The sequence below is a fragment of the Haloechinothrix halophila YIM 93223 genome (genome assembly GCF_000504245.1).
Taxonomy (GTDB): Bacteria; Actinomycetota; Actinomycetes; order Mycobacteriales; family Pseudonocardiaceae; genus Haloechinothrix_A; species Haloechinothrix_A halophila.
On sequence record NZ_KI632509.1, the window covers coordinates 1658001 to 1678895 of the forward strand.

General features: G+C 67.4%; 18 protein-coding genes. 11 read left to right on the forward strand and 7 right to left on the reverse strand.

Translation table 11 applies throughout. From position 1 onward, the window contains the following. Positions 1 to 22: 22 nt before the first annotated feature. Positions 23 to 802: a GAF and ANTAR domain-containing protein gene (locus AMYHA_RS07675; protein WP_084036923.1), complete on the forward strand. Its 780-nt coding sequence runs from the start codon at positions 23 to 25 to the stop codon at positions 800 to 802. A gap of 47 nt (positions 803 to 849) precedes the next feature. On the opposite strand, the gene AMYHA_RS07680 is transcribed toward AMYHA_RS07675, so the two are convergent. After that, positions 850 to 1593 carry a DNA alkylation repair protein gene (locus AMYHA_RS07680; protein ID WP_034276285.1) on the reverse strand — a complete coding sequence of 248 codons (744 nt, stop codon included), beginning with the start codon at positions 1591 to 1593 and terminating at the stop codon, positions 850 to 852. A gap of 193 nt (positions 1594 to 1786) precedes the next feature. Between AMYHA_RS07680 and AMYHA_RS07685 the strand changes: the two genes are divergently transcribed. Next, positions 1787 to 2023 carry an LLM class flavin-dependent oxidoreductase gene (locus AMYHA_RS07685; RefSeq protein WP_051399644.1) on the forward strand — a complete coding sequence of 79 codons (237 nt, stop codon included), beginning with the start codon at positions 1787 to 1789 and terminating at the stop codon, positions 2021 to 2023. A gap of 89 nt (positions 2024 to 2112) precedes the next feature. On the opposite strand, the gene AMYHA_RS27520 is transcribed toward AMYHA_RS07685, so the two are convergent. The 4 genes from AMYHA_RS27520 to AMYHA_RS07705 form a co-directional block, all read right to left on the reverse strand. Then, the gene (locus AMYHA_RS27520) at positions 2113 to 3747 is read right to left on the reverse strand and encodes a protein kinase domain-containing protein (RefSeq protein ID WP_051399645.1); all 1635 of its coding nucleotides are present in this window, start codon (positions 3745 to 3747) and stop codon (positions 2113 to 2115) included. Continuing rightward, on the reverse strand, positions 3744 to 3986 hold the full coding sequence (locus AMYHA_RS28485; protein WP_456236140.1) for a hypothetical protein: 243 nt from the start codon (positions 3984 to 3986) through the stop codon (positions 3744 to 3746). The genes AMYHA_RS27520 and AMYHA_RS28485 overlap by 4 nt, the downstream gene beginning before the upstream one ends. 241 nt (positions 3987 to 4227) lie before the next feature. Next, entirely contained in the window at positions 4228 to 4971 is a 744-nt protein-coding gene (locus tag AMYHA_RS07700) for an ABC transporter permease (protein WP_034269454.1), read from the reverse strand. Beyond that, the gene (locus tag AMYHA_RS07705) at positions 4968 to 5720 is read right to left on the reverse strand and encodes an ABC transporter ATP-binding protein (protein WP_051399646.1); all 753 of its coding nucleotides are present in this window, start codon (positions 5718 to 5720) and stop codon (positions 4968 to 4970) included. The genes AMYHA_RS07700 and AMYHA_RS07705 overlap by 4 nt, the downstream gene beginning before the upstream one ends. A 131-nt stretch (positions 5721 to 5851) precedes the next feature. On the opposite strand from AMYHA_RS07705, the gene AMYHA_RS07710 reads away from it, so the two are divergent. From AMYHA_RS07710 to AMYHA_RS07750, 9 genes are all read left to right on the forward strand, one after another. Further along, positions 5852 to 7027, forward strand: coding sequence for a sensor histidine kinase (locus tag AMYHA_RS07710; protein WP_051399647.1), 1176 nt, complete (start codon positions 5852 to 5854; stop codon positions 7025 to 7027). Beyond that, entirely contained in the window at positions 7024 to 7626 is a 603-nt protein-coding gene (locus tag AMYHA_RS07715; RefSeq protein WP_034269457.1) for a response regulator transcription factor, read from the forward strand. The genes AMYHA_RS07710 and AMYHA_RS07715 overlap by 4 nt, the downstream gene beginning before the upstream one ends. Before the next feature lie 151 nt (positions 7627 to 7777). Continuing rightward, entirely contained in the window at positions 7778 to 10678 is a 2901-nt protein-coding gene (locus AMYHA_RS07720; protein WP_051399648.1) for a PQQ-dependent sugar dehydrogenase, read from the forward strand. Positions 10679 to 10717: 39 nt separating this feature from the next. Beyond that, a complete protein-coding gene (locus AMYHA_RS07725) occupies positions 10718 to 12073 on the forward strand; it encodes a ThuA domain-containing protein (protein ID WP_034269460.1) in 1356 nt (451 codons plus the stop codon). 174 nt (positions 12074 to 12247) lie between these two features. Continuing rightward, a complete protein-coding gene (locus AMYHA_RS07730) occupies positions 12248 to 12982 on the forward strand; it encodes a (Fe-S)-binding protein (RefSeq protein ID WP_034269463.1) in 735 nt (244 codons plus the stop codon). Beyond that, complete coding sequence (locus AMYHA_RS07735; protein WP_034269466.1) at positions 12979 to 14460, forward strand: lactate utilization protein B; 1482 nt, start codon at positions 12979 to 12981, stop codon at positions 14458 to 14460. The genes AMYHA_RS07730 and AMYHA_RS07735 overlap by 4 nt, the downstream gene beginning before the upstream one ends. Continuing rightward, the gene (locus AMYHA_RS07740) at positions 14457 to 15053 is read left to right on the forward strand and encodes a LutC/YkgG family protein (protein ID WP_034269468.1); all 597 of its coding nucleotides are present in this window, start codon (positions 14457 to 14459) and stop codon (positions 15051 to 15053) included. The genes AMYHA_RS07735 and AMYHA_RS07740 overlap by 4 nt, the downstream gene beginning before the upstream one ends. Before the next feature lie 161 nt (positions 15054 to 15214). Next, a complete protein-coding gene (locus tag AMYHA_RS07745; protein WP_034269470.1) occupies positions 15215 to 16486 on the forward strand; it encodes a competence/damage-inducible protein A in 1272 nt (423 codons plus the stop codon). Between the two features lie 48 nt (positions 16487 to 16534). Next, entirely contained in the window at positions 16535 to 16999 is a 465-nt protein-coding gene (locus AMYHA_RS07750) for a GNAT family N-acetyltransferase (protein WP_034269472.1), read from the forward strand. Between the two features lie 14 nt (positions 17000 to 17013). Here AMYHA_RS07750 and AMYHA_RS07755 read toward each other — a convergent pair whose 3' ends face one another. Both AMYHA_RS07755 and ppdK read right to left on the reverse strand, forming a co-directional pair. Next, positions 17014 to 18150 carry an XdhC family protein gene (locus AMYHA_RS07755; RefSeq protein WP_034269475.1) on the reverse strand — a complete coding sequence of 379 codons (1137 nt, stop codon included), beginning with the start codon at positions 18148 to 18150 and terminating at the stop codon, positions 17014 to 17016. 9 nt (positions 18151 to 18159) lie between these two features. Continuing rightward, positions 18160 to 20886: a pyruvate, phosphate dikinase gene (gene ppdK / locus AMYHA_RS07760; protein WP_034269478.1), complete on the reverse strand. Its 2727-nt coding sequence runs from the start codon at positions 20884 to 20886 to the stop codon at positions 18160 to 18162. Positions 20887 to 20895 lie beyond the last annotated feature (9 nt).

Here is a 20895-nt window from a genome sequence, read left to right on the forward strand (position 1 = left end):
GGAGACGAATGGAGTCCTGGAGATGAATGACCCAGCCTTATCCGGTGTGCCCCGGGAGCTACGGCTGCTGCAGGCGTTCGTTGACGCTGCCGACACCCTGGTTGACGATTACGACGTCACCGAAATGCTGCACCAGTTAGCCGTTCGCTGCGTGGAGCTGCTCGACGCTGGCGCGGCCGGATTCATGCTGTCGGATCAGCGGGGGAGCCTGCAGGTACTGGCATCGTCCGATGAACGCACACAATTGCTGGAACTGTTCCAGCTACAGGCTGACGAAGGGCCATGCCTCGACAGCTTCCGCACTGGCCAGCCGGTCCTGGTATCGGATTTGTCTGAATCTGAGCAGCGTTGGCCACAGTTCGTGCCCGAAGCCATGCGGGAAAACTACCGCGCGGTGCACGCGCTGCCGATGCGGCTGCGCCAGCAGACCATTGGGGCACTGAACCTGTTCGGGCACCAGCCGGGTCCGATCAACGAGCAGGACCTGCTGGTGGCGGGCGCCCTGGCCGACGTGGCCACCATCGGCATCCTGCAGGAGCGCGCCATCCACCGCGGCGAGGTCGTCACCGAACAACTGCAAGACGCGCTGAACAACCGGATCACCATCGAACAGGCCAAAGGCCTGCTCTCCCACGCCCACGGCGTCGACATGAACCAGGCTTGGGAACAGCTACGCACCTACAGCCGTGGCAACCGCACTCGCGTTAGCGACGTCGCGTACCGGCTGGTCACCGGCGAGCTACCGCCCGTCGCGCTGCTGCCTGGGCGAGGTGCGGGGCCGGAACACGCGAAACTCTCGTAGCGCGTCCTGTCGTGAGTGGTGATCAGGGTTAGAACGCCGATTGCCACTCACGACTCGCGTGACCGCCTCGGCCGGGCGGCGAGGACCCGTTCACGGTGCTCTTCGGGTAGGTGTTTCACGGCCTCGCGGACGGTGACCCCGGCGGCGCGCGCGGCGCGTGGCCGCAGCCATTCGGTGACGAGGTCCGGCCGTTGCTTGCCTGTTTCTCGCAGCACCCATCCGATCGCCTTGCGGATGAAGAACTCGCGCTCATCGAGCAGCTCGTCGGCGATTTCGGTGAAGCGGTCGACGTCACCGGCGCCACGGCGCAGCTGCGGCAGGTGCACGAGGAGACTCGCCCGCCGCAGCCACATGTCCGCATCGCTGGCCCAGCGTCGCACGATCGGATCCCAGGCTTGGGGGTCGCGCTCGACCAGCGTGCCGACCACGCGGATGGCCACCGGGTCTACGAGCGCCCAGGTGTGGGATTCCCGCAGCAGCCGTTCGAGTAGCGGGACGTCGTTCGCGGACAACGCGGTGTTCGCCAGGTCGAGCAACTCCGCGGCGAGCATTCGGCGTTCGTGCACCGGTTGTTCCCACAGCGCCTCAACGAGCATCACGAGCTCGTCGTGAGTCAGGTCCGGCCGCTCGCGGTGGACGGCTGTGGCGACCTTGCGGATCTCGGGGACGCTCACGCCGAGATGTTCGAGATCGCTCTTCAGGTAGCGGCGCTCGCCGTCGGCGCGCTCTGGACGGGCCACCGCCCGCAGACGGTCATCGAGCTCGTCCGCCACCGCCCGAGCTGTGCTCATACGTTCGACATGAGCAAGCCGTTCGACCATGTCCGCACCCTACTGGGCCGCACCGTCCGGATCATGCGATACACGAAACCGGCCGGGACACGTACCCTACGGCCATGCGCTCGGCGCTCTGGTTACCGATCTTTGACGATCTTGCCGATCCTGGGGTTCTCGCACGCTTGGCGGCCGAGGCGGAGGAGGCCGGTTGGCACGGGGTCTTGCCCGCCGCCGTCCGACCAAGGTCGCCCGGGAAACCGCGACGCTGGATCGGCTCAGCGGTGGCCGCGTCACGCTCGGAGTCGGTCTCGGCAGTGACCGCTTCGGCAGCGAGTTCGCCAAGACTGGCGAGCAGCCCGATGAGAGGTTGCGCGGCCAGATGCTCGACGAGTCGCTGGAAATCCTCACGGCCGCGTGGTCCGGCGACCCGGGACGTCGTCGTTGACGCGCTGACCAAGCACACCGAGGCGGCGTAGGAGTTGTCCCCAACTCGACAGGATGCTGCCTCGCCGCGGCGGTGAATTCGGCACGAGGTCACTCACCCGCCGTGCCGTCGTCTGTTGCGCCGCCATCCGTCGCGCCGTCGTCTGTCGCGCTCTCGTCCGGCGCGCCCTCACCCGCCGCGCCCCCCTCCGTCGGGATCACGTCCGGTTCCGTCTGCTCGGTCGTGGTGGTTGGTTCTTCGGTCGTGGTCGTCGGCTGCACGGTCGTGGTAGTTGGCTCCTCGGTCGTGGTCGTCGGCTGCTCGGTGTCGCTCTCCGGCTCGGTCGTTGTCGGGCCGGTCTCGTCCTCGCGCAGCAGCCTGTCGTCGTTGATCAGCAGCCGCTTGGGCGAGGTGATGAGGGTCAGCGAGTGCACCTCGTTGCGGACGGTGTCGTCGCCGAGGTCGAGCTCGATGCCGACCCTGACAGTGTCCGAGCCGATAGCGCGCGGCTCGTCGACGATGTCGACGTCGTCCACGTCCGACCAGTGGTCCAGATAGCTCTGCTTGCCTTGCTCCCGCAGCGCGGGGCCCAGCCGCTCCCACGCCTGCTCAGCCTGGTCGGGTAGCAGGTCGTAATAGTCCGCGACGGCTTCCTCCATCGCCGCTGGCGTGAGTTCGACGGTGTCCGAACCGGGGTCGCCACCGTCAAACAGGAAGTAGGCGGCAAGCCCGATCCCCGCCAGCAGCGCGACCACGAGGGCGGCGATCGCCCAGCGCCGCCCTGAACGCTTCGGTGGTCCAGCCGGTACCGGCTCGGCGTACTCCGCGGCCGGGGGAACGCCGGGTAGCGTCGGCGGGTTCATCGCGCGGGTCGGCGTCTGGCCTCCGGGCCAGGCGCCGAGCACCGCCGTCGACTGCTGACCGGCCGCGGCCTGGGTGAGCATCTGCTCGGCCTCCCGCACGCTGGCCCGCTTGGCCACGTCCAGCTGCATCATCCTCTGCAGAGGACCGGTCAGCACGCCCGCCTGCTGCGGCGGCGGGAACTGTCCGGCTGCCACATTGTGCAGCAGGGCCAGCGAGTTCTCGCCCGCGTTGCCGAACGGCGGCGTGCCTTCGACCGCGGCGTACAACGTGGCACCCAGCGAGAACACGTCCGAGGCTGGCGAGGGCTTGGTGCCCCGCGCGACCTCGGGCGCCAGGTACGCGGGTGTTCCTGCCACCATGCCCGTCTGCGTGACGGCGACGTCGCCCGCGGCGTGCGAGATGCCGAAGTCGGTGATCTTGGCTGAGCCGTCTTCTTCTGCGATGAGGATGTTGGCCGGCTTGACGTCGCGATGGACTACGCCCGCGTCGTGCGCGGCCGCCAGTGCCGACGCTGCCTGCGCGCCGATGCGTGCGACTTCCGCCGCGGGCAGCTGCCCGCGCTCGGACATGAGCTCCGCCAGGCTGCGCGACGGCAGGTACTCCATCACGAGCACCGGTAGGTCGTCATCGACGACGACGTCGAACACGCTGATGACGTGCGGGTGGTGCAGCCGCGCGGCGACCCGGCCCTCCCGCATCGCCCGCCTGCGTGCCTCGTCGGCCCGCGCCGGTTCGAGCCCGGGCTGGATCAGCAGCTTCTTGACCGCGATCTCGCGATTCAGCCGCTCGTCACGGGCCTGCCACACCACGCCCATCGCCCCGGTCCCGATCAGACGTTGCAGCCGGTACCGCCCCGCGATGAGGTCGCCGGGTTCAGTCATCGAGGTTCACGTCGTGAGTCAGCACTGGTCCAGGTTAACCAGTATCGCCAGGACCCGCGGGTGAGCATGCTCGTCGGGGCGGAACCTTCCCAGCGGCGCCTGCCGATGGCGTCGTCTCCGGAGAGGCGTCGCGTCAGGTACACCGGGATGGTCGAGGCGAGGACCAGCACGGCGGCGGCCACGTTGACCACCGGCACCTGGTTCGGGCGGAAGATGTCTTTCATGATCCAGATCGGCAACGTCTCCAGGCTCGTTCCCAGCGTGAATGTGGTGGGGATGATTTCGTCGAAGGACAGCGCGAACGCGAACAGCCCTCGTACTTGGCGAGGCCACGAAGCCGATAGTACGGCAACTCGCGCTACAAGCCGTGTCCCCGCGTGCCCGGCGACCACCGTGGTGCGGCCGACGTCCGCGGTAGAAGTCGAGCGCTAACCTGCCGGTCTGGTGACCGACAGGTTAGCCGTGCGCGTGACTGACTAATCACCCACGGGCGTGCCAACGGAATGTGCGTGCGGCGATCGCGGCGGCCATCGCCGTCAGGGCGAGCAGCCATGCGACGTTGGGGAGGGCTGCGCCGAGCGCGCCTCCGAGACCAGCGCTGCCGTGTGCGCCGTCCCAGCCGATCCGCACGAGTTGGGCGATCGCGCCACCACCGGTCGCCGGTATCCACCAGCTGAGCTCGCCCGGTGCGGTGGTGCTCGCCCAGATGCCACCGCCGATCAGCGCGGTCGACGCGGGCAGCAGGGCGACCGACACTGCCTCGACCGTCCGGGTGAACGCAGCTGTCACGAAGGCGAGAGCGCACCCGAACGCACCACCGAGCACGAGCGCGATCCCGAGGACTAGCGGCTGTTTCGGCGCGCTGCCTGTGGCGTACGCGGTCATGGCGAGCAGTACGGTCGCCTGACCTGTGAACAGGACCAGCGCGGGGGTGAGTGTCCCCGTGAGGATCGATCCGATGGGCGCCGTTGACAGGCGCCACCGTTCCAGAAGGTGCTGTTGCCTTCGCGCGACCAGCGTCGTGGTGGCCACACTCAGCACGGTGAACGCGATCAGCACGAGCAGTTGCAGAACAGCGCCGAACGACGCGAAGCCGGTAGGCGAGTCTGAGACGATCCACAGCACGCCGAGGGCGAACGGAATGAGTACCGCGTTGACCAGCGCCGTGCGGTTGCGGGTGAGCATGATCAGTTCGGCTCGTGCGAGTGCGACTGTCGTCGTCATCGGGACGCCTCCTCGGGTGATGTGGTGCTGACCTGGTGAAAGACGTCCGCCAGGGTTGTCATGCGGTGCGCTGTCAGTACCTCGTCCAGGGTTCCGGAGACCGCGACGCGGCCCCGGTGCACGATGGCGAGCCGGTCCGCGAGCGTGGCGGCTTCCTCCAGATAGTGGGTGGTCAGCAGGATGCTTGTGCCACGCCGCAGGAGGTCGCGCAGCAGCTCCCAGGTATCCGCTCTTGTCTCCGGATCCAGTCCGCTGGTTGGCTCGTCGAGGATGAGCAGCTCGGGGTCGGTGGCCAGCGCTGTGGCCAGCTCGAGCTTGCGGCGTTCGCCGCCGGACAGCCTGCCGATTCGCACGTCACGGCGATGCGCGAGGCCCACTCGTGCGAGGTTGTTGTCCGCAGGAACGTGCGTGGCCGCCGCGTCGGTTAATCGGTTCCACAGCTGGAGGAACTCCAGCGGGGTCAACTCCTGCGGCAGCGCGGACTCCTGGAGCACGATGCCGACTCGGGCAGTGACCATGCGGCGCTGACGCCATGGGTCCATCCCGAGCGTCCGCAGAGAGCCGCCGCCGGGCTGACGCCTGCCTTCCAGCACATCCAGGGTTGTGGTCTTCCCCGCGCCGTTCGTGCCGAGCAGAACAAACAACTCGCCAGCGTGCACGTCGATATCAATGCCCCGCAGTGCCTCGAACGCGCCGTAGTCGTAGCGCAGACCGCGTGCGATGAGTGCGGGTGAGTGTGCCGTAGTCATACCGGTAACGGTGCTGCTGGATCGCTGCCGGTGGCAGTACCACAACCGCACGACTTCTGGTGCGGCCGTCACGCGTGTCGATGACACATGGCACCGGTGCCCGAGGCGTTGTTTACGGCATCATGACGAGAATGACGGATTCAGCGAGCAACGTCGAGCGGGCGCGGCGCTTGACGTGGTGGTCTACCGTCGGGCTCGTCGTCGCGGTCGGCGCAGCGCTGGTTGCCGCGATCGTGGCCACCGAACCACGCGTCACGCTGGCCGCGATCGCCGTCGCGGGCACGGCCGCGGGTTCGGTCGGTGCGGCCTGGCTGCTGCATCGCCGTCTCGCGTCCGATGGTGAGACCGGCCTCCCGGCCGGTCCCGCGGCGCTGGCCGTCGCGGGCGCGTTGATCCTCACGGTCGCGTCCCCGTGGGCCACATCTGGCCCCACCAACACCTGGACGATCGTGGCGGGCATGGTGACCGGCGCGATCGCATGCGCGACGCTTCCGCGATTGCGGTCACGGATCGTGCTCGTGGCGACGGCAACCACGATCGCCGTTGCTGTCGCCGCCCGCTTCGTCGCGCGTGGTGATGTCTCCCTGCCGGATCCGGCGTTCGGTGCGGTACTGATCGTGTTGATCTCCGTGGCACTGCTCTCTGGCGACTGGTACTTCGACATCGTGGTTCAGCTCGAACATGCCCGCCGGGTGGACGGCGAACTCGCCGTCATCGATGAGCGCCTGCGGTTCGCGGCGGATCTGCACGACGTGCAGGGGCACCACCTCCATGTCATCGCGCTCGAAAGCGAGCTGGCGGCGCGGTTGGCCGAGACCGACCCGCAGGCCGCTGCCGCTCGTATGCGGGAGGTGCACCAGCACGCGCAGGCCGCCATGGAAGAGACTCGGGACCTTGTGCGCGGCTACCGCATCACACCGCTGACTACCGAGATGACGAACGCGACCCGTGTACTGGCAGCCGCGGGGATCGAAGGACGTCTGCACCCGGGCAGCGAGTCGGCGGTGGACGCGGTCCCGAGCGAAGGGCGGCAGCTACTCGGCCAGGCTGTCCGCGAAGCGACGACCAACGTGCTTCGACACAGCCACGCCAACGAAGCCACCGTGGCACTCTGGACCGACAGGGACGGTGTGCGGCTTCGGGTGCGCAACAACGGCGCGATGGTTCCCGCGTCCGAGCCAGGCACCGGGCTGACCACGTTGGCCGAGCGGCTGGCGGCATCCGGCGGCGCGCTGGAGTGGCATCGCGATGGCGAGTGGTTCACCGTGACAGCACTGCTGCCCGACGGGGAGGGAGCGCGGACATGATCCGGCTGTTGCTCGCCGATGACGAGGACCTTGTGCGTGGCGCGCTCGCCGCTCTGCTTGAGCTCGAACCGGACATGACCGTTGTCGCGCAGGTCGCGACCACGACCGAGGCCGTAAGCGAAGCCAGGGCACATCATCCCGACATCGCGGTGCTCGACCTCGAGATGCCGCCGGCTGATGGTCTGCGGGCCGCTGAGGAGATCCGTGCGGAACTAGCTACCGAGATTGTTCTTGTGACGCGGCACGCCCGTCCCGGCGTGCTGCGCAGAGCCCTGGCGACCGGTGTCAGCGGGTTCGTGCCGAAAACAACGCCTGCCGCACGCCTCGCGGAGATTCTGCGGGGAGTCTCGTCCGGTCGGCGCTACGTTGACCCGGAGATCGCGGCGTCGGCGTTGACCGAGCACACCTGCCCGCTGACCGCACGCGAACTCGACGTCCTGCGCGCGGCTCGTACCGGCGACTCCGTGCAAGCCATCGCCGCGTGGGTCCATCTCGCGCCAGGCACCGTTCGCAACTACCTCTCATCGGCGATGAGCAAACTTGGCACCACAAGCCGTCACGCCGCTGCCTATCGGGCATGGGAAGAAGGCTGGATTTGAGTACCGCGATCGTCACGGCGCCGATCGCGATGAGGTTCATGATCCCGAGGTGCCGTCCGCACCACTTCTGCTGAATGAGTAATCGTCTTATGAAGATCGACTAGCTACTTTTGATTGACACCCGTTAGAAGTATTTCTAAGGTGCCAGGTCATGAACCTCGCATCGTCGCAGCGCAGCGCCGTGATTCGGGTCCGCCGGCTCGTCGTTCTGGTGCTGTCAGTCGTGCTGGCATACGGCGTGCTCACGCCAGTAAGCGCGGGCGCCCAGGAAGATGAACCGCCGCCGGATGACAAATTCGAGCAGATCACGCTGGCCAGCGGGCAGTCGCAGGTTGGCGAGGCGATCGCGTTCGCGGTGCTGCCCGACGGTCGGGTGCTGCACACCGCCCGGGACGGCAGGGTGTTCCTGAGCAGCGAAACCGACGGCACGTCGGTGGCGGCCCGGATCCCGGTGTACCAGCACGACGAGGAGGGGCTGCAGGGCATCGCGCTGGCGCCGGACTTCGCGCAGTCGCGGTGGGTCTACGTGATGTACGCGCCGCCGCTGGACACACCGACGGATGACCCCGCGACGCCGGGTACCAACGAGGGGGACGCGCCCTCGGAGGGCAGCCAGCAGGACTTCAAGCGTTTCGAGGGTGAGACCTACGTGTCGCGGTTCCAGTTCTCCGGCGGCACGCTCGACCTGGACAGCGAGCAGGTCATCCTGCGGATCGCCGCTGACAGGGGCATGTGCTGCCATGTCGGTGGTGACCTGAACTTCGACACCAGGGGCAACCTGTTGATCTCCACCGGGGACGACACCAACCCCTTCGAGTCCGACGGCTACACCCCGATCGACGAGCGGCCTGAGCGCAATCCGTCATTCGACGCGCAGCGCACGGCGTCGAACACCAATGACCTGCGCGGCAAGATCCTGCGCATCCATCCCGAGACCGACGGTAGTTACACCATTCCGGAGGGAAACCTGTTCGGCGCCGGAGGGAAATACCCCGATGCCGACCCGGCGAAGGTCCGGCCGGAAATCTACGCGATGGGCTTCCGCAATCCGTTCCGGTTCAGCATCGACCCCGCGACGGGCTGGCTCTATGTCGGTGAGTACGGCCCGGACGCGGCCAGCGAGTCGGAGAGCCGAGGGCCAGGCGGCCTGGTCGAGGTCAATCAGATCAGGGAGGCGGGCAACTACGGCTGGCCGTACTGCAGCGGACCCAACTTCGCCTACAACGACTACGACTTCGCCACCGGCGAGTCCGGTCCGAAGTTCGACTGCGACGCCCCGGTCAACGAATCGCCGCGCAACACCGGGCTGCGCCAGCTGCCACCCGCCGAGCATCCGTGGCTCTGGTACGACGGCGGCACCGTGCACTACAACGGCAACTCCACCGACGAGTTCGGCAACGGGGGCGAGGCACCCATGGCCGGCCCGGTCTATCGCTACGACCCAGACCTGGTTTCCGACACGAAGTTCCCGGAATACTTCGACGGCCACTTCTTCATGGGTGACTGGAGCCGAGGCTGGATGAAGGAGATCGAGATCGGCCCCGACGGCGAGCCCGCGCGGATCCACCCGTTCTTCGACTCCGGCTCCGTGGCCGCGCCGATGGACTTCGAGTTCGGCAAGGACGGCTCGTTGTACGTGCTGGACTACGGCAGCGGCAGCTACAGCGGCAGCTATACCGGTGGCAGCCCGGACGCCGCCGTCTACAAGATCAACTACGTCGAGGGTTCCCGCTCGCCGATCGCGGCGATCTCGGCCGACCGCACCAGCGGCACCGCGCCACTGACCGTCGAGTTCTCCAGCGAGGGCAGCCGTGACCCCGAGGGCGACCCGCTGAGCTACGCGTGGGACTTCGACGGCGATGGCACGACCGACGCGACGGAGCCGAATCCGACGCACGTCTACCGGAGCAACGGCGTGTTCACCGCGCGGCTGACCGTGACCGATGGTGCTGGCAAAACCGGAACGGCGACACAGGACATCGTCGTGGGCAACGATCGTCCCACCGTGACGCTGACCGCTCCCGCCAACGGCGGCGTGTTCGACTACGGCGACCGGCTCGACTTCACCGTCGAGGTCACCGATCCTCAGGACGGTGACATCGACTGCGGCGAGGTCCACGTCGAGACGGCGCTCGGTCACAACGAACACGCCCACGGCGACCAGAGCTTCACCGGCTGCTCCGGAACGGTGACCGTCCCCGCCAAGTGGGAGCCGGACACCCAGTCCAGTTTCTACGTCGTCTCCGCCAGCTACACCGACACCGGCGGAGCCGACGACACCCCGGCGCTGACCGGTGGCGACGTCGCGGTGCTGCAGCCACGCACCAAGCAGGCCGAGCACTTCACCCGGCAGAATGGTGTGGCCGTGGTGGACGCCGCCGATCCCACCGGGGGCGGTGGCAAGGCCATCGGTGAGCTGGAAAACGGTGACCACGCGTCGTACGAACCGGTCAACCTCACTGGCATCGACCGGATCGACCTGCGGGTCGCGGCCGATACGGCAGGCGGCACGATCGAGATCCGCCGGGACGCGCCGGACGGTGAGCTACTCGGCTCCGTCGACGTCCCGGGCGATATCGATCCGGACGCCTGGGCGACCTACAGCGTGCCGGTGACCGACCCCGGCGGAACCCACGAGCTGTTCCTGGTGTTCCGCAACCCGCTACTGCCGCCGAACCCGCTCGTGCCGGGCAGCATGATGTCGGTCAACTACCTCACGTTCGTGGGCACCGGGCTGCCCGATGCCGCGCCGCCGGACACCACAGCACCGGCGATCACGGAGCTGGCTCCTGCCGACGGCTCGTCCACAACGGACAGGCAACCGGAGATCGCCGCCACGGTGCGCGACGACCGTTCCGAGCTCACCGCGTCGCGGCTGAGCCTGTACCTCGACGGACAGGCCGTTGCGTTCAGCTACGACGAAGCCACCGATCGAATCAGCCACGTGCCGCCGAAGAAGCTGAAGTTCGGCACACATCGGGTCCGGGTGATCGCGGAGGACGCCGCGGGCAACATGTCGAGCCGCACCTGGAGCTTCACGGTTGTGAACTGACCACCCGTTCGCTGAACACCGCACACCCCTGGAGTAGAGATGCGTGCTCGACTCGCCGCACTCGCGGCCTTACTGCTCACCGGCACCGCGGTGCCCGCTGCCTCGGCAGCTACCTCGGCGGACGGCACCGCGGCAGCCGAACCCGATACCGAGCCGCCACGCGTGCTGGTGTGGGGCGGCACCTACGGGTTCCGCCACCCAAGCATCACCACTGGCGAGCGGACGATGCTGGAACTCGCGCAGGCGACGGGTGAGTTCTCGGTGACCGTGACCGAGAACCCAGCCGACCTGTCCATGGCCACGTTGCGCGACTACGACGCGCTCATGTGGATCAGCACGACGGGCAAGGCGCCGATCACCGAGCAGCAGCGCGACGAGGTCATGCGATGGTCAGCGTGCGGCGGCGGCAACCTGGGTATCCACGCGGTGCTGGACAGCGAGTACGGCTGGCCCGAGCACGCCCAGCTCTTCGGCGCGCAGTTCGATTCCCATCCGCACGGTGCGGGCGCACCACCGGCGCGGGTGGTCGTCGAGCAGCCATCGGATCCGACGGTCGCTGGCTGGTCGGACGCCGACTCGTTCCCGATGCGGGACGAGTACTACCGGTGGCGCGGCGCGCGCGGCGTCCCCGGTATCTCGCTGCCGCGCGATCTCCCCGGCACCGAGGTGCTGCTCTCTCTCGACGAGACGTCAGTGGCCGACGGCGTGCAGGAGGGCGACCAGCCCTACGAAGATAACCAACCCATCGCCTGGAAACGGACCTACGGCGATGGACGGGTGTTCTACAACAACATGGGACACAACGAGAGCACCTGGTCAGTGCCCGCCTTCCAGCTCTCCCTCGTCAACGCCATCGAGTGGTTGGCCGGTGTCCGCCCCGACCCTGAGTGTCTCGACGCGGACGCGCCACTGCCCGACGGGCCGCAGCCGCCCGCCGCGGAACCACGGCAGATCGGCAAGCCGTGTCCGATACCGGCGATGCGAGAGACCAACGCGACCGAGGACTTCCGGGCCGTGCACACCACGGACACGCAAGCCTTGAACGGCGGCATCCCCGGCAACTTCGCCTGGGGCGCGCAGACATGGGTCGTCGACCTGAGCCCCAGCCGGGCACGAACCGCAGACGTCACCATCGACCTCGACTGGTCGCTGCCCACCGACGACTACGACCTCAGCGTGACAACCGGGTGGGGCTACTACGGCTCCGACAATCCCGTGGGCACGGCGCGGGAACAGGTCGTCATCGACGATGTGCCGCACTGCGCCATCCTGCAGGTGGCCGGGGACAACATGTTCGCACCCTCGATGTCCGGAACGACGGCGACCATCGACGTCGCGCCCGATCCCGCTCGGCCGCCCGCACCGGGCACCGGCCCCAGGGCCCGGCGAGAGTAGTCCTCACGACGTGCGGCGGTATGAGCCCACCGGATCTCGTACGGCGTGGGATGATGCGGAAGCATGCGTCTACGAATGAGGACTGCTGGCAGGTCCGAATCATCGGATCCTGGGACTGCTGGCAGGTCCGAATCATCGGGCATGAGGACTGCTGGCAGGTCCGAATCATCGGACATGAGGGTCGCGCTGCTGGTCACCTGCATCAACGACGCTATGTTCCCGGACACCGGCAAAGCGGTGGTGCGGCTGCTGTCCCGGCTGGGGGTGGACGTCGAATTCCCGAGTGGACAGACCTGCTGCGCCCAGCCGATGGTGAACACCGGTTACCTCGATGAGGCGATCCCGGTCGTGCGGTCGTTCGTAGACGCCTTCGCCGACTACGACGCGATCGTGGCGCCGTCCGGCTCCTGCGCCGGGTCGGTGCGACACCAGCACGGCATCGTCGCCCGGCGTAGCGGCGACGACGGCCTCGAGATGGCGGTGGCGGAGACGTCAGCGCGGGTGTACGAGCTGTCCGAGTTCCTGGTGGACGTGCTCGGCGTCACCGACGTCGGTGCGTACTTCCCGCACGCGGTCACCTATCACCCGACCTGCCACTCGCTGCGGATGCTCGACGTCGGAGACCGGCCGCTGCGGCTGCTGCGGGCCGTGCGCGGGCTGCGGCTGACAGACCTGCCCGCCGCCGAGGAGTGCTGCGGGTTCGGCGGCACGTTCGCCGTCAAGAACGCCGACACCTCGGTGGCGATGGGTGCCGATAAGGTCCGCCATGTGCGCGAGACGGGTGCGGAGGTGCTCGTCGCGGGGGACAATTCCTGTCTGCTGCACATCGGCGGGATGCTGTCCCGGCAGCGGTCCGGTGTCCGGGTGCTGCATCTTGCCGAGGTGCTCGCCAGTACGGAGGAGCGATGAGCGCGACATTCGTTGGCATGCCTGCCTTTCCGGACGCGGCGAAGGCAGCGCTGGCCGACAGCCAGCTCAGGGGCAATCTCGCGCACGCCACCGGGACGATTCGCGGCAAGCGGGCGCAGATGGTCGGTGAGGTGGCCGAATGGGAGGAACTGCGTCAGGCAGGCGCGGCCATCAAAGACAACGCCCTGCACAATCTGGACGAGCACCTGCTGCGGCTGGAGCGGTCGCTGACCGAGCGTGGCGCGACCGTGCATTGGGCGCGTGACGCCGCCGAGGCGTGCCGCATCGTCGCGGGCATCGCCCAGGACAACGGCATCGACGAACTTGTCAAGGTCAAGTCGATGGCGACCCAGGAGATTGGACTGAACGAATCCCTTGCCGAGCAGGGGATCGCGGCGTGGGAGACGGACCTGGCCGAGCTGATCGTGCAGCTTGGCGACGATCTGCCCAGCCACATCCTCGTGCCAGCGATTCACTGCAACCGAGCGGAGATTCGCGAGATCTTCCTGCGGCGGATGGCAGCGGCGGGCCGGGCCGCGCCCGATGACCTGACCGACAACCCCGCCGACCTGGCCGGGGCGGCCCGGCTGCACCTGCGGGAGAAGTTCCTGTCCGCGCGGATGGCCGTTTCCGGTGCCAACTTCGCCGTCGCCGACACCGGCACGCTGATGGTCGTCGAGTCCGAAGGCAATGGCCGGATGTGCCTGACGCTGCCCGAGATCCTGGTGTCTGTCGTCGGGATCGAGAAGGTCGTGCCCAGCTGGGACGATCTGGACGTCTTCCTGCAGTTGCTGCCCCGGTCGAGCACGGGCGAGCGGATGAACCCGTACACCTCGACGTGGACCGGTGTCACGCCGGGCGACGGGCCACAGGAGATGCACGTCGTGCTGCTGGACAACGGCCGCACCCGCGCGCTGGCCGACGAGGTGGGGCGGCAGGCGCTGCGCTGTATCCGGTGCTCGGCATGTCTGAACGTGTGCCCGGTCTACGAGCGCACCGGAGGCCATGCGTACGGGTCGGTGTATCCGGGGCCGATCGGGGCGATTCTCAACCCGCTGCTGCGCGGAGTCGGCCACGACGAGCAGGTCGACTCGCTGCCGTACGCGTCCAGCCTGTGCGGTGCGTGTTTCGATGCGTGCCCGGTGCGCATCGACATCCCGGAGGTACTGGTGCACCTGCGGTCGAAGGTGGTCGACGCGCATCGCGGCCAGCCGAAGCCGGAAGCCGTGGCGATGAAGGCCGCGTCCTGGGCGCTGGCCGACGCACGCAGGTTGGGGCGGCTGGAGCGGGTCGCCGGGGCCGCTGGACGTCTACTGGCGCGGGTGCTGCGCCGCAGCGCGCCTGGTGGCAGACGAGTGCTGGGCTCACTGCCAGGCCCCGGATCTCGGTGGACCGGTGCTCGGGATCTGCCAGCACCACCGGCGGAATCGTTCCGGGGGTGGTGGCGGCGCACCCGCACGGAGCGGAGTGAGTCGTGAGCAGCGCACGCGAGGAGATCCTGGCGTCGATCCGGTCCGCGCTGGCCGACGCGCCGCCCGACGTCGATGTGTCGCGCGGCTATCGCGATGTTCCGGCGCCTGCTGACCTCGTCGAGCTGTTCGCCGAGCGAGTGGCCGACTACCGGGCCACCGTCACCCGGTGCGCGCACGCCGACGTCGCCGGTGCCATCCGAGCCGCACTCGGCGATGCTTGCCGCGTCGTCGTGCCCGGTGATCTGCCATATCCGATCGATGACGCGCTGGACGACGACCTGTCGGCGTCCGAACTGGACACCGTGGATGCCGTGGTCACGACGGCAGCGATCGGGATCGCGATCACCGGCACCATCGTGCTCGACCACGGTCCCGGTCAGGGCCGCCGCGCGGTGAGCCTGGTGCCCGATCGCCACGTCTGCGTTATCCGGACCGACCAGATCGTCGCGGGCGTGCCGGACGCCATCGCCCGTCTCGATCCGGAGCGGCCGCAGACCTGGATCAGCGGTCCATCGGCGACCAGCGACATCGAGCTGAACCGGGTGGAAGGCGTCCACGGGCCAAGACAGCTCCACGTCGTGGTCGTCCACCCGGACTGACCGGCGCGCCCGCTGTCAGCGCGAATGTCGTGATGGCGACGGGTCGCCGAGCGCGTATGTCCTGATCCCACATCAGGTGGATTGCCGTCTCTCGCCCGTGTCCGTCGGCGATATGGCCCCTAGGGCTCCGATGTCGCGCGCGGATTGGGAGAATGATTGTCGTGAACGTTCGTGGTGCGGTCTTGGTCACTGGTACCGAAGTGCTCAGCGGTGCGACTCGCGATCGCAACGGGCCGTGGATCTCGCAGCGGCTTGGCGCGCTGGGGGTGGAGGTCGAGGGCATCCACCAGGTCGGCGATCGACCTGAGGACCTGCTGGCGACGCTGGAGTTCCTGCGCGGGCGCGGTATCGATCTGGTCGTCACTTCCGGCGGACTCGGGCCGACAGCCGACGACCTCACCGCCGAGGTCGTCGGCCGCTTCGCGGGCCGCCCACTGCGCCTCGACGAGAAGATGGAGCGCACGATCGAGGCGATCCTGGCCGAGTTCGCGCGCCGGTTCAACTTCGACCCCGAGTCGCTGCGTACGGCCAATCGCAAGCAGGCGATGGTGCCCGAAGGCGCGGTGCCGATCGACCCGGTCGGCACCGCACCGGGCCTCGTCGTGCCCGCTGGCGATCAGGTCGTGATTGTGCTGCCCGGCCCCCCGCGCGAGCTGCAGGGAATGTGGGAGAACGCGATCGCGGCGGCACCCGCGCGCGAGATGCTGGCTCGGGCCGAGCCGTACCAGGTACTCGCGTTGCGCCTGTTCGCGGTGCCCGAGTCCGAGCTCGCGGCCAGCCTGCGCGAGATCGGCGCCAGCACCGATCTCTCCGCGCTGGAAATCACCACGTGCCTGCGCGGCGGCGAACTCGAGGTCGACGTGCGCTACCGCGACGGCGCCGAAGACGCGGCCGCCGCGCTTCGCGCCGGATTGGTCGAGCGCCACGGGCCGTGTGTGTTCAGCGAGACCGGCCAGTCCGTGACCGACGTCGTCGTCGGTCTGCTCGACGGACGCACGATCGCGGTGGCTGAGTCGTGCACGTCGGGTCTGCTCGCCGCCCGGCTGACCGAACGCCCCGGCTCCTCGGCCTACTTCATGGGCGGTGTCGTCACCTACTCCAATGATGCCAAGGCCGAGCTGCTCGGGGTGCCCGCCGAGCTGATCGCGCGCACGGGCGCGGTGTCGACCGAGGTGGCCGAGGCGATGGCCGACGGCGCGATCGAGCGCTTCGGCGCCGACATCGGCGTCGGTATCACCGGCATCGCCGGCCCGGACGGCGGCACGCAGGACAAGCCGGTCGGCTATGTCTGCATCAGCGCCGCGGTACGCGGCGAACGCCGGACACGCGACCCGGTGCTGCCCGGTGGCAGGGCCGACGTCCGCGAACGTTCGGTCACTGCCGCCCTGCACCTGGTGCGCAACCTCCTGCTCGGCGAGCAGCTCCCGCGCTGAGCCGAAGCTCGAGGACAGGAGTTTGGCCAGCCCAGTACGATCCTGGTCATGATCGCGGATGGGTTCGTGCCAGTCGGCTTCGATCCGCCGACTTCATTCGTCACCGACCTGTTCCACCTCGCACCGCTGGGGCCGCAGCACAATTCGGCCGATCACGCCGCGTGGATGTCGAGCATCGAGCACATACGCTCCACTCCCGGTTATCCCGACGGCAACTGGCCACCACGCAACGGCATGACGCTCGAGGAGAACCTCACCGACCTTCGCCGCCACGCCGACGACTTCACACGAGGGGCCGGTTTCACCTTCACAGTGCTCGACCCACGCGACAACGACGTCATCGGTTGCGTCTACCTGTATCCCTCGGACTCCGATGAGTGGGACGTCACGGTGCAGTCCTGGGTGCGGGCAGACAGATCGGACCTCGACGCACCACTCGCCGACGCCGTCGCACGCTGGCTTGCCACGGACTGGCCCTGGAGGCGTGTGGACCGCTGCGGTCGTCCGATGTAGGACCGCCTTCGTGGTCAGGCTGGGTTGGCCGACAGTGTTACGGCGTCACCGTGAATCCGCCCTGAGGTTGCCGAGAGGCGGCGGCCGCTTCCGTTCCTTTTCATCGCGATGATCTCCGCGGCGATTGACACCGCCGTCTCCTCGGGAGTGCGAGCGCCGAGGTCAAGGCCAATGGGCGAAGCCAACCTGGAAAGCTCGACGTCGCCTAGCCCGAGCTCGCGTAGCCGCGCGAGCCGGTCGTCGTGGGTGCGGCGGGAGCCCATCGCACCGATGAAGCCGGCATCGGTACGCAGTGCCAGTTCCAGCAGCGGAACGTCGAACTTCGGGTCGTGCGTGAGTACGCACAGGACGGTGCGACCGTCGATGAGTCCGTCGTCGATGGCCTCCGCGAGGAATCGGTGTGGCCAGGACACGACGACGTCATCGGCCTCAGGAAAACGCTTGCGTGTAGCGAATACCGGCCTGGCGTCGCATACGGCGACGTGGTAGCCGAGGAACTTGCCGATGCGGGCGACGGTGGCGGCGAAGTCGATCGCCCCGAATACGAACATCCGCGCGGGTGGCGCGAAGGACTGCACGAACACCGCGATGTCGTCTCGCCTGCGTTCGCCACGTGGTCCGTAGTGCCGGATGGCGGTGACGCCCTGGTCGAGCATTCCCGCCATGTCGTCGGCGACGGCGGCATCCAGTGCCGGATCGCCGAGACCGCCGGCAACGCGATCGGGCCAGACGATGAGTCTCTTGCCGAGACGGTCACCAGAACCCGTTACCGTCGCCACGGCAACGGGGACTGCCGCGTTGATGGAGCTCGCGACATCACCGAATTCAGGGAACGACGCGACGTCCACCGGCTGCACCAGTACATCAATGGTGCCGCCGCACGTCAGCCCGACGGCGAACGCGTCGTCGTCGGAGACGCCGTACCGCTGCGTGACCGGTTGACCGGTCTCAAGTACTTCTCGGCCCAGCTCGTAGACCGCACCTTCGACACAGCCGCCGGAAACGCTGCCCACTGCTTCCCCACCATCGGATACGGCCATGGCGGCACCTGGCTGCCGCGGCGTGGAGTGGAACGCGTTGATGACGGTAGCCAGCGCGAAGCGTGTTCCCTCCGCGTACCACTGGTCGATATCCGGCAATACATCGCGCATTCGGGACTCCTACCGGTCATCGCTGACCGTTTCGTTGCGGACCACTGCTCGCCCGGCCTCCAGTCGTGCCACGGGAACCCGGAATGGTGAGCACGAGACGTAGTCCAGTCCTGCGTGTTCGAAGAACTGGATGCTGTCCGGGTCGCCGCCATGTTCGCCACACACGCCGAGCTCGAGAGCCGGACGTTGAGAGCGCCCTTCGGCGGCCGCGAGACCCACTAACCTGCCGACCCCTTCCGTGTCGATCGACTCGAACGGCGAGACACCGAAAATCCCTTTTTCCAAGTAGGCGGAGAAGAAGGATCCCTCGACATCGTCCCGGGAGAACCCCCAGGTCGTCTGTGTGAGGTCATTTGTTCCGAACGAGAAGAACTCGGCGGCGTCAGCGAGTTCTCCTGCGGTGAGCGCTGCTCGTGGCAGCTCGATCATGGTTCCGATGGGGAGATCGAGCGGTACGCCGGTACGTTCGCTGATCTCACGTAGCACGGCGCGTGCCTGGTCCTTGGCAAGTTCGAGTTCTTGGACCGAGCCAACCAGTGGAATCATGATCTGTGGTCGCGGGTTGCCGCCAGCCATGATTCGCTGAACGGTTGCCTCGGCGATCGCTCGAATCTGCGTTGTGAACAGTCCTGGGATCACGAGGCCGAGGCGGACGCCCCGCAGACCAAGCATGGGATTCCGCTCGTGTAGACGCCGCACCGCGGTGAGCAGATGCCTGGTGTGCGTGAGCTCCTCGCCGCGCTCATCCGCGACGGCTACGTGAACGGCCAGTTCGGTGAGATCCGGGAGGAACTCGTGCAGCGGAGGATCGATGAGCCGGATTGTGACCGGCTGGCCGTCCATCGCGGTCAGGAGGGCGACGAAGTCAGCTTCTTGTAGCGGCGCCAGCGATTCGAGTGCGGCTTCCTGGTCGGCCGTTCCGTCGATCCCGACGCTGGCGAGAATGACATCTTCGATGGCTTTGCGACGTTCACCGAGAAACATGTGTTCGGTGCGGCACAAGCCGATGCCTTCCGCACCCATTCGTCGTGCCCGCATGGCGTCCTCTGGCGTGTCCGCGTTGGCGCGAATGTGCAGACGTCGTCTGTGATCGGCGTGCCGCATCAGGCGATGCACCGCTGTCACCAGATCGTCGTGCGCCTCGGTGGGATCGAGCTCGCCAGCGAAGTAGCGCGTAACCGGAGATGGCGTGACAGGTACGGCGCCAACGAAGACCTCACCTGTGGCGCCGTCGATGGACAGCGTGTCTCCTTCATTGATCACAACGCCGTTGTTGGCGGTCAGGTGACCAGAGCGCTCGTCGACGGCGAGTTCGTCCGCACCACACACGCACGTCTTGCCCATCCCACGCGCGACTACCGCAGCGTGCGACGTCTTCCCTCCCCGACTGGTCAATACGCCCCTGGCCGCCATCATCCCGTCCAGGTCGTCCGGGTTGGTCTCGCGGCGCACGAGGATGACGTCTTCTCCGTTGGACGCCCAGTGGGCCGCTTGAGTAGAACTGAACACGACCCTGCCGACGGCGGCACCGGGTGATGCGGCGATGCCAGTCGTCAGCCGTTCCCGTGCATCCGAATCCTCGAAGCTCGGGAACATTAGCTGTGCCAAATGTGTCCCGGTCACGCGGGTCAGAGCCTCGTCGAGGTCGATGACGTGTTCGTCAACCAGCTGAGTAGCGATACGAAACGCTGCCGCCGCGGTTCGCTTGCCGATCCTGGTCTGCAGCATCCACAGCTTGCCGCGCTCGATGGTGAACTCTATGTCGCAGAGATCTCGATAGTGGCTTTCCAGCGTTGCCATGATCGTCAGCAGTTCGCCGTGACTGCGCTGGTCCGTCCGCTCGGGTTCGGAGAGCGGCAGCGTGTTGCGGATGCCAGCTACGACGTCTTCGCCTTGCGCATTGGGCAGATAGTCGCCGTAGACCCCGCGCGCTCCACTAGCTGGGTCGCGAGTGAAGGCCACGCCGGTGCCGCTGTCCGCGCCGAGGTTGCCGAAGACCATCGCGCATACGTTGACCGCTGTGCCGAGCTCGCTTCGTATGCGCTCCTGCCGACGATAGGAAACGGCGCGCGGCGCATTCCACGATTCGAACACGGCGTGGATCGCCATGCGCAGTTGCATGGTCGGATCTTGCGGGAATTCCTGGCCAGAGTGCCGTGTGATGATGACCTTGTACTCGTCGACCAGCCGTGCCAGGTCGTCGGCGTCGAGCTCGAGATCATCGGACACATCCGCTCGCCGTTTGGCGTCCGCCATAGCGTCGTCGAAGTGTGACCCCTCGATATGGAGAACTGTCTTGCCGAACATCTGCAGCAATCGACGGTAGGAGTCAAACGCGAATCGTTGACTGCCGGACTGCTCGGCCAAGCCATGCACGGACTCGTCATTCAGCCCAACGTTGAGAACGGTTTCCATCATCCCCGGCATCGAGAATTTCGCGCCGGATCGAACGGAAACCAGTAATGGGTCGTCTGCCTGTCCGAGCCGCTTGTGCATACGCGACTCGAGAGCGGTGAGGTGTTCGACCAGCTCATCTCGCAGTTGTGGTGGCTCGTGGCCAGTTTCCAGGTAGTGGCGGCACGCTTCGGTCGTGATCGTGAATCCTGGTGGCACGGGCAGGCCGAGGTTGGTCATCTCGGCAAGATTCGCCCCCTTGCCGCCAAGCAGATCCTTCCAATCTCGATGACCTTCGGCGAAGGCATACACAAACCGGTGGCGTTGGGCTGATGTCGTCACAAAAGTCCT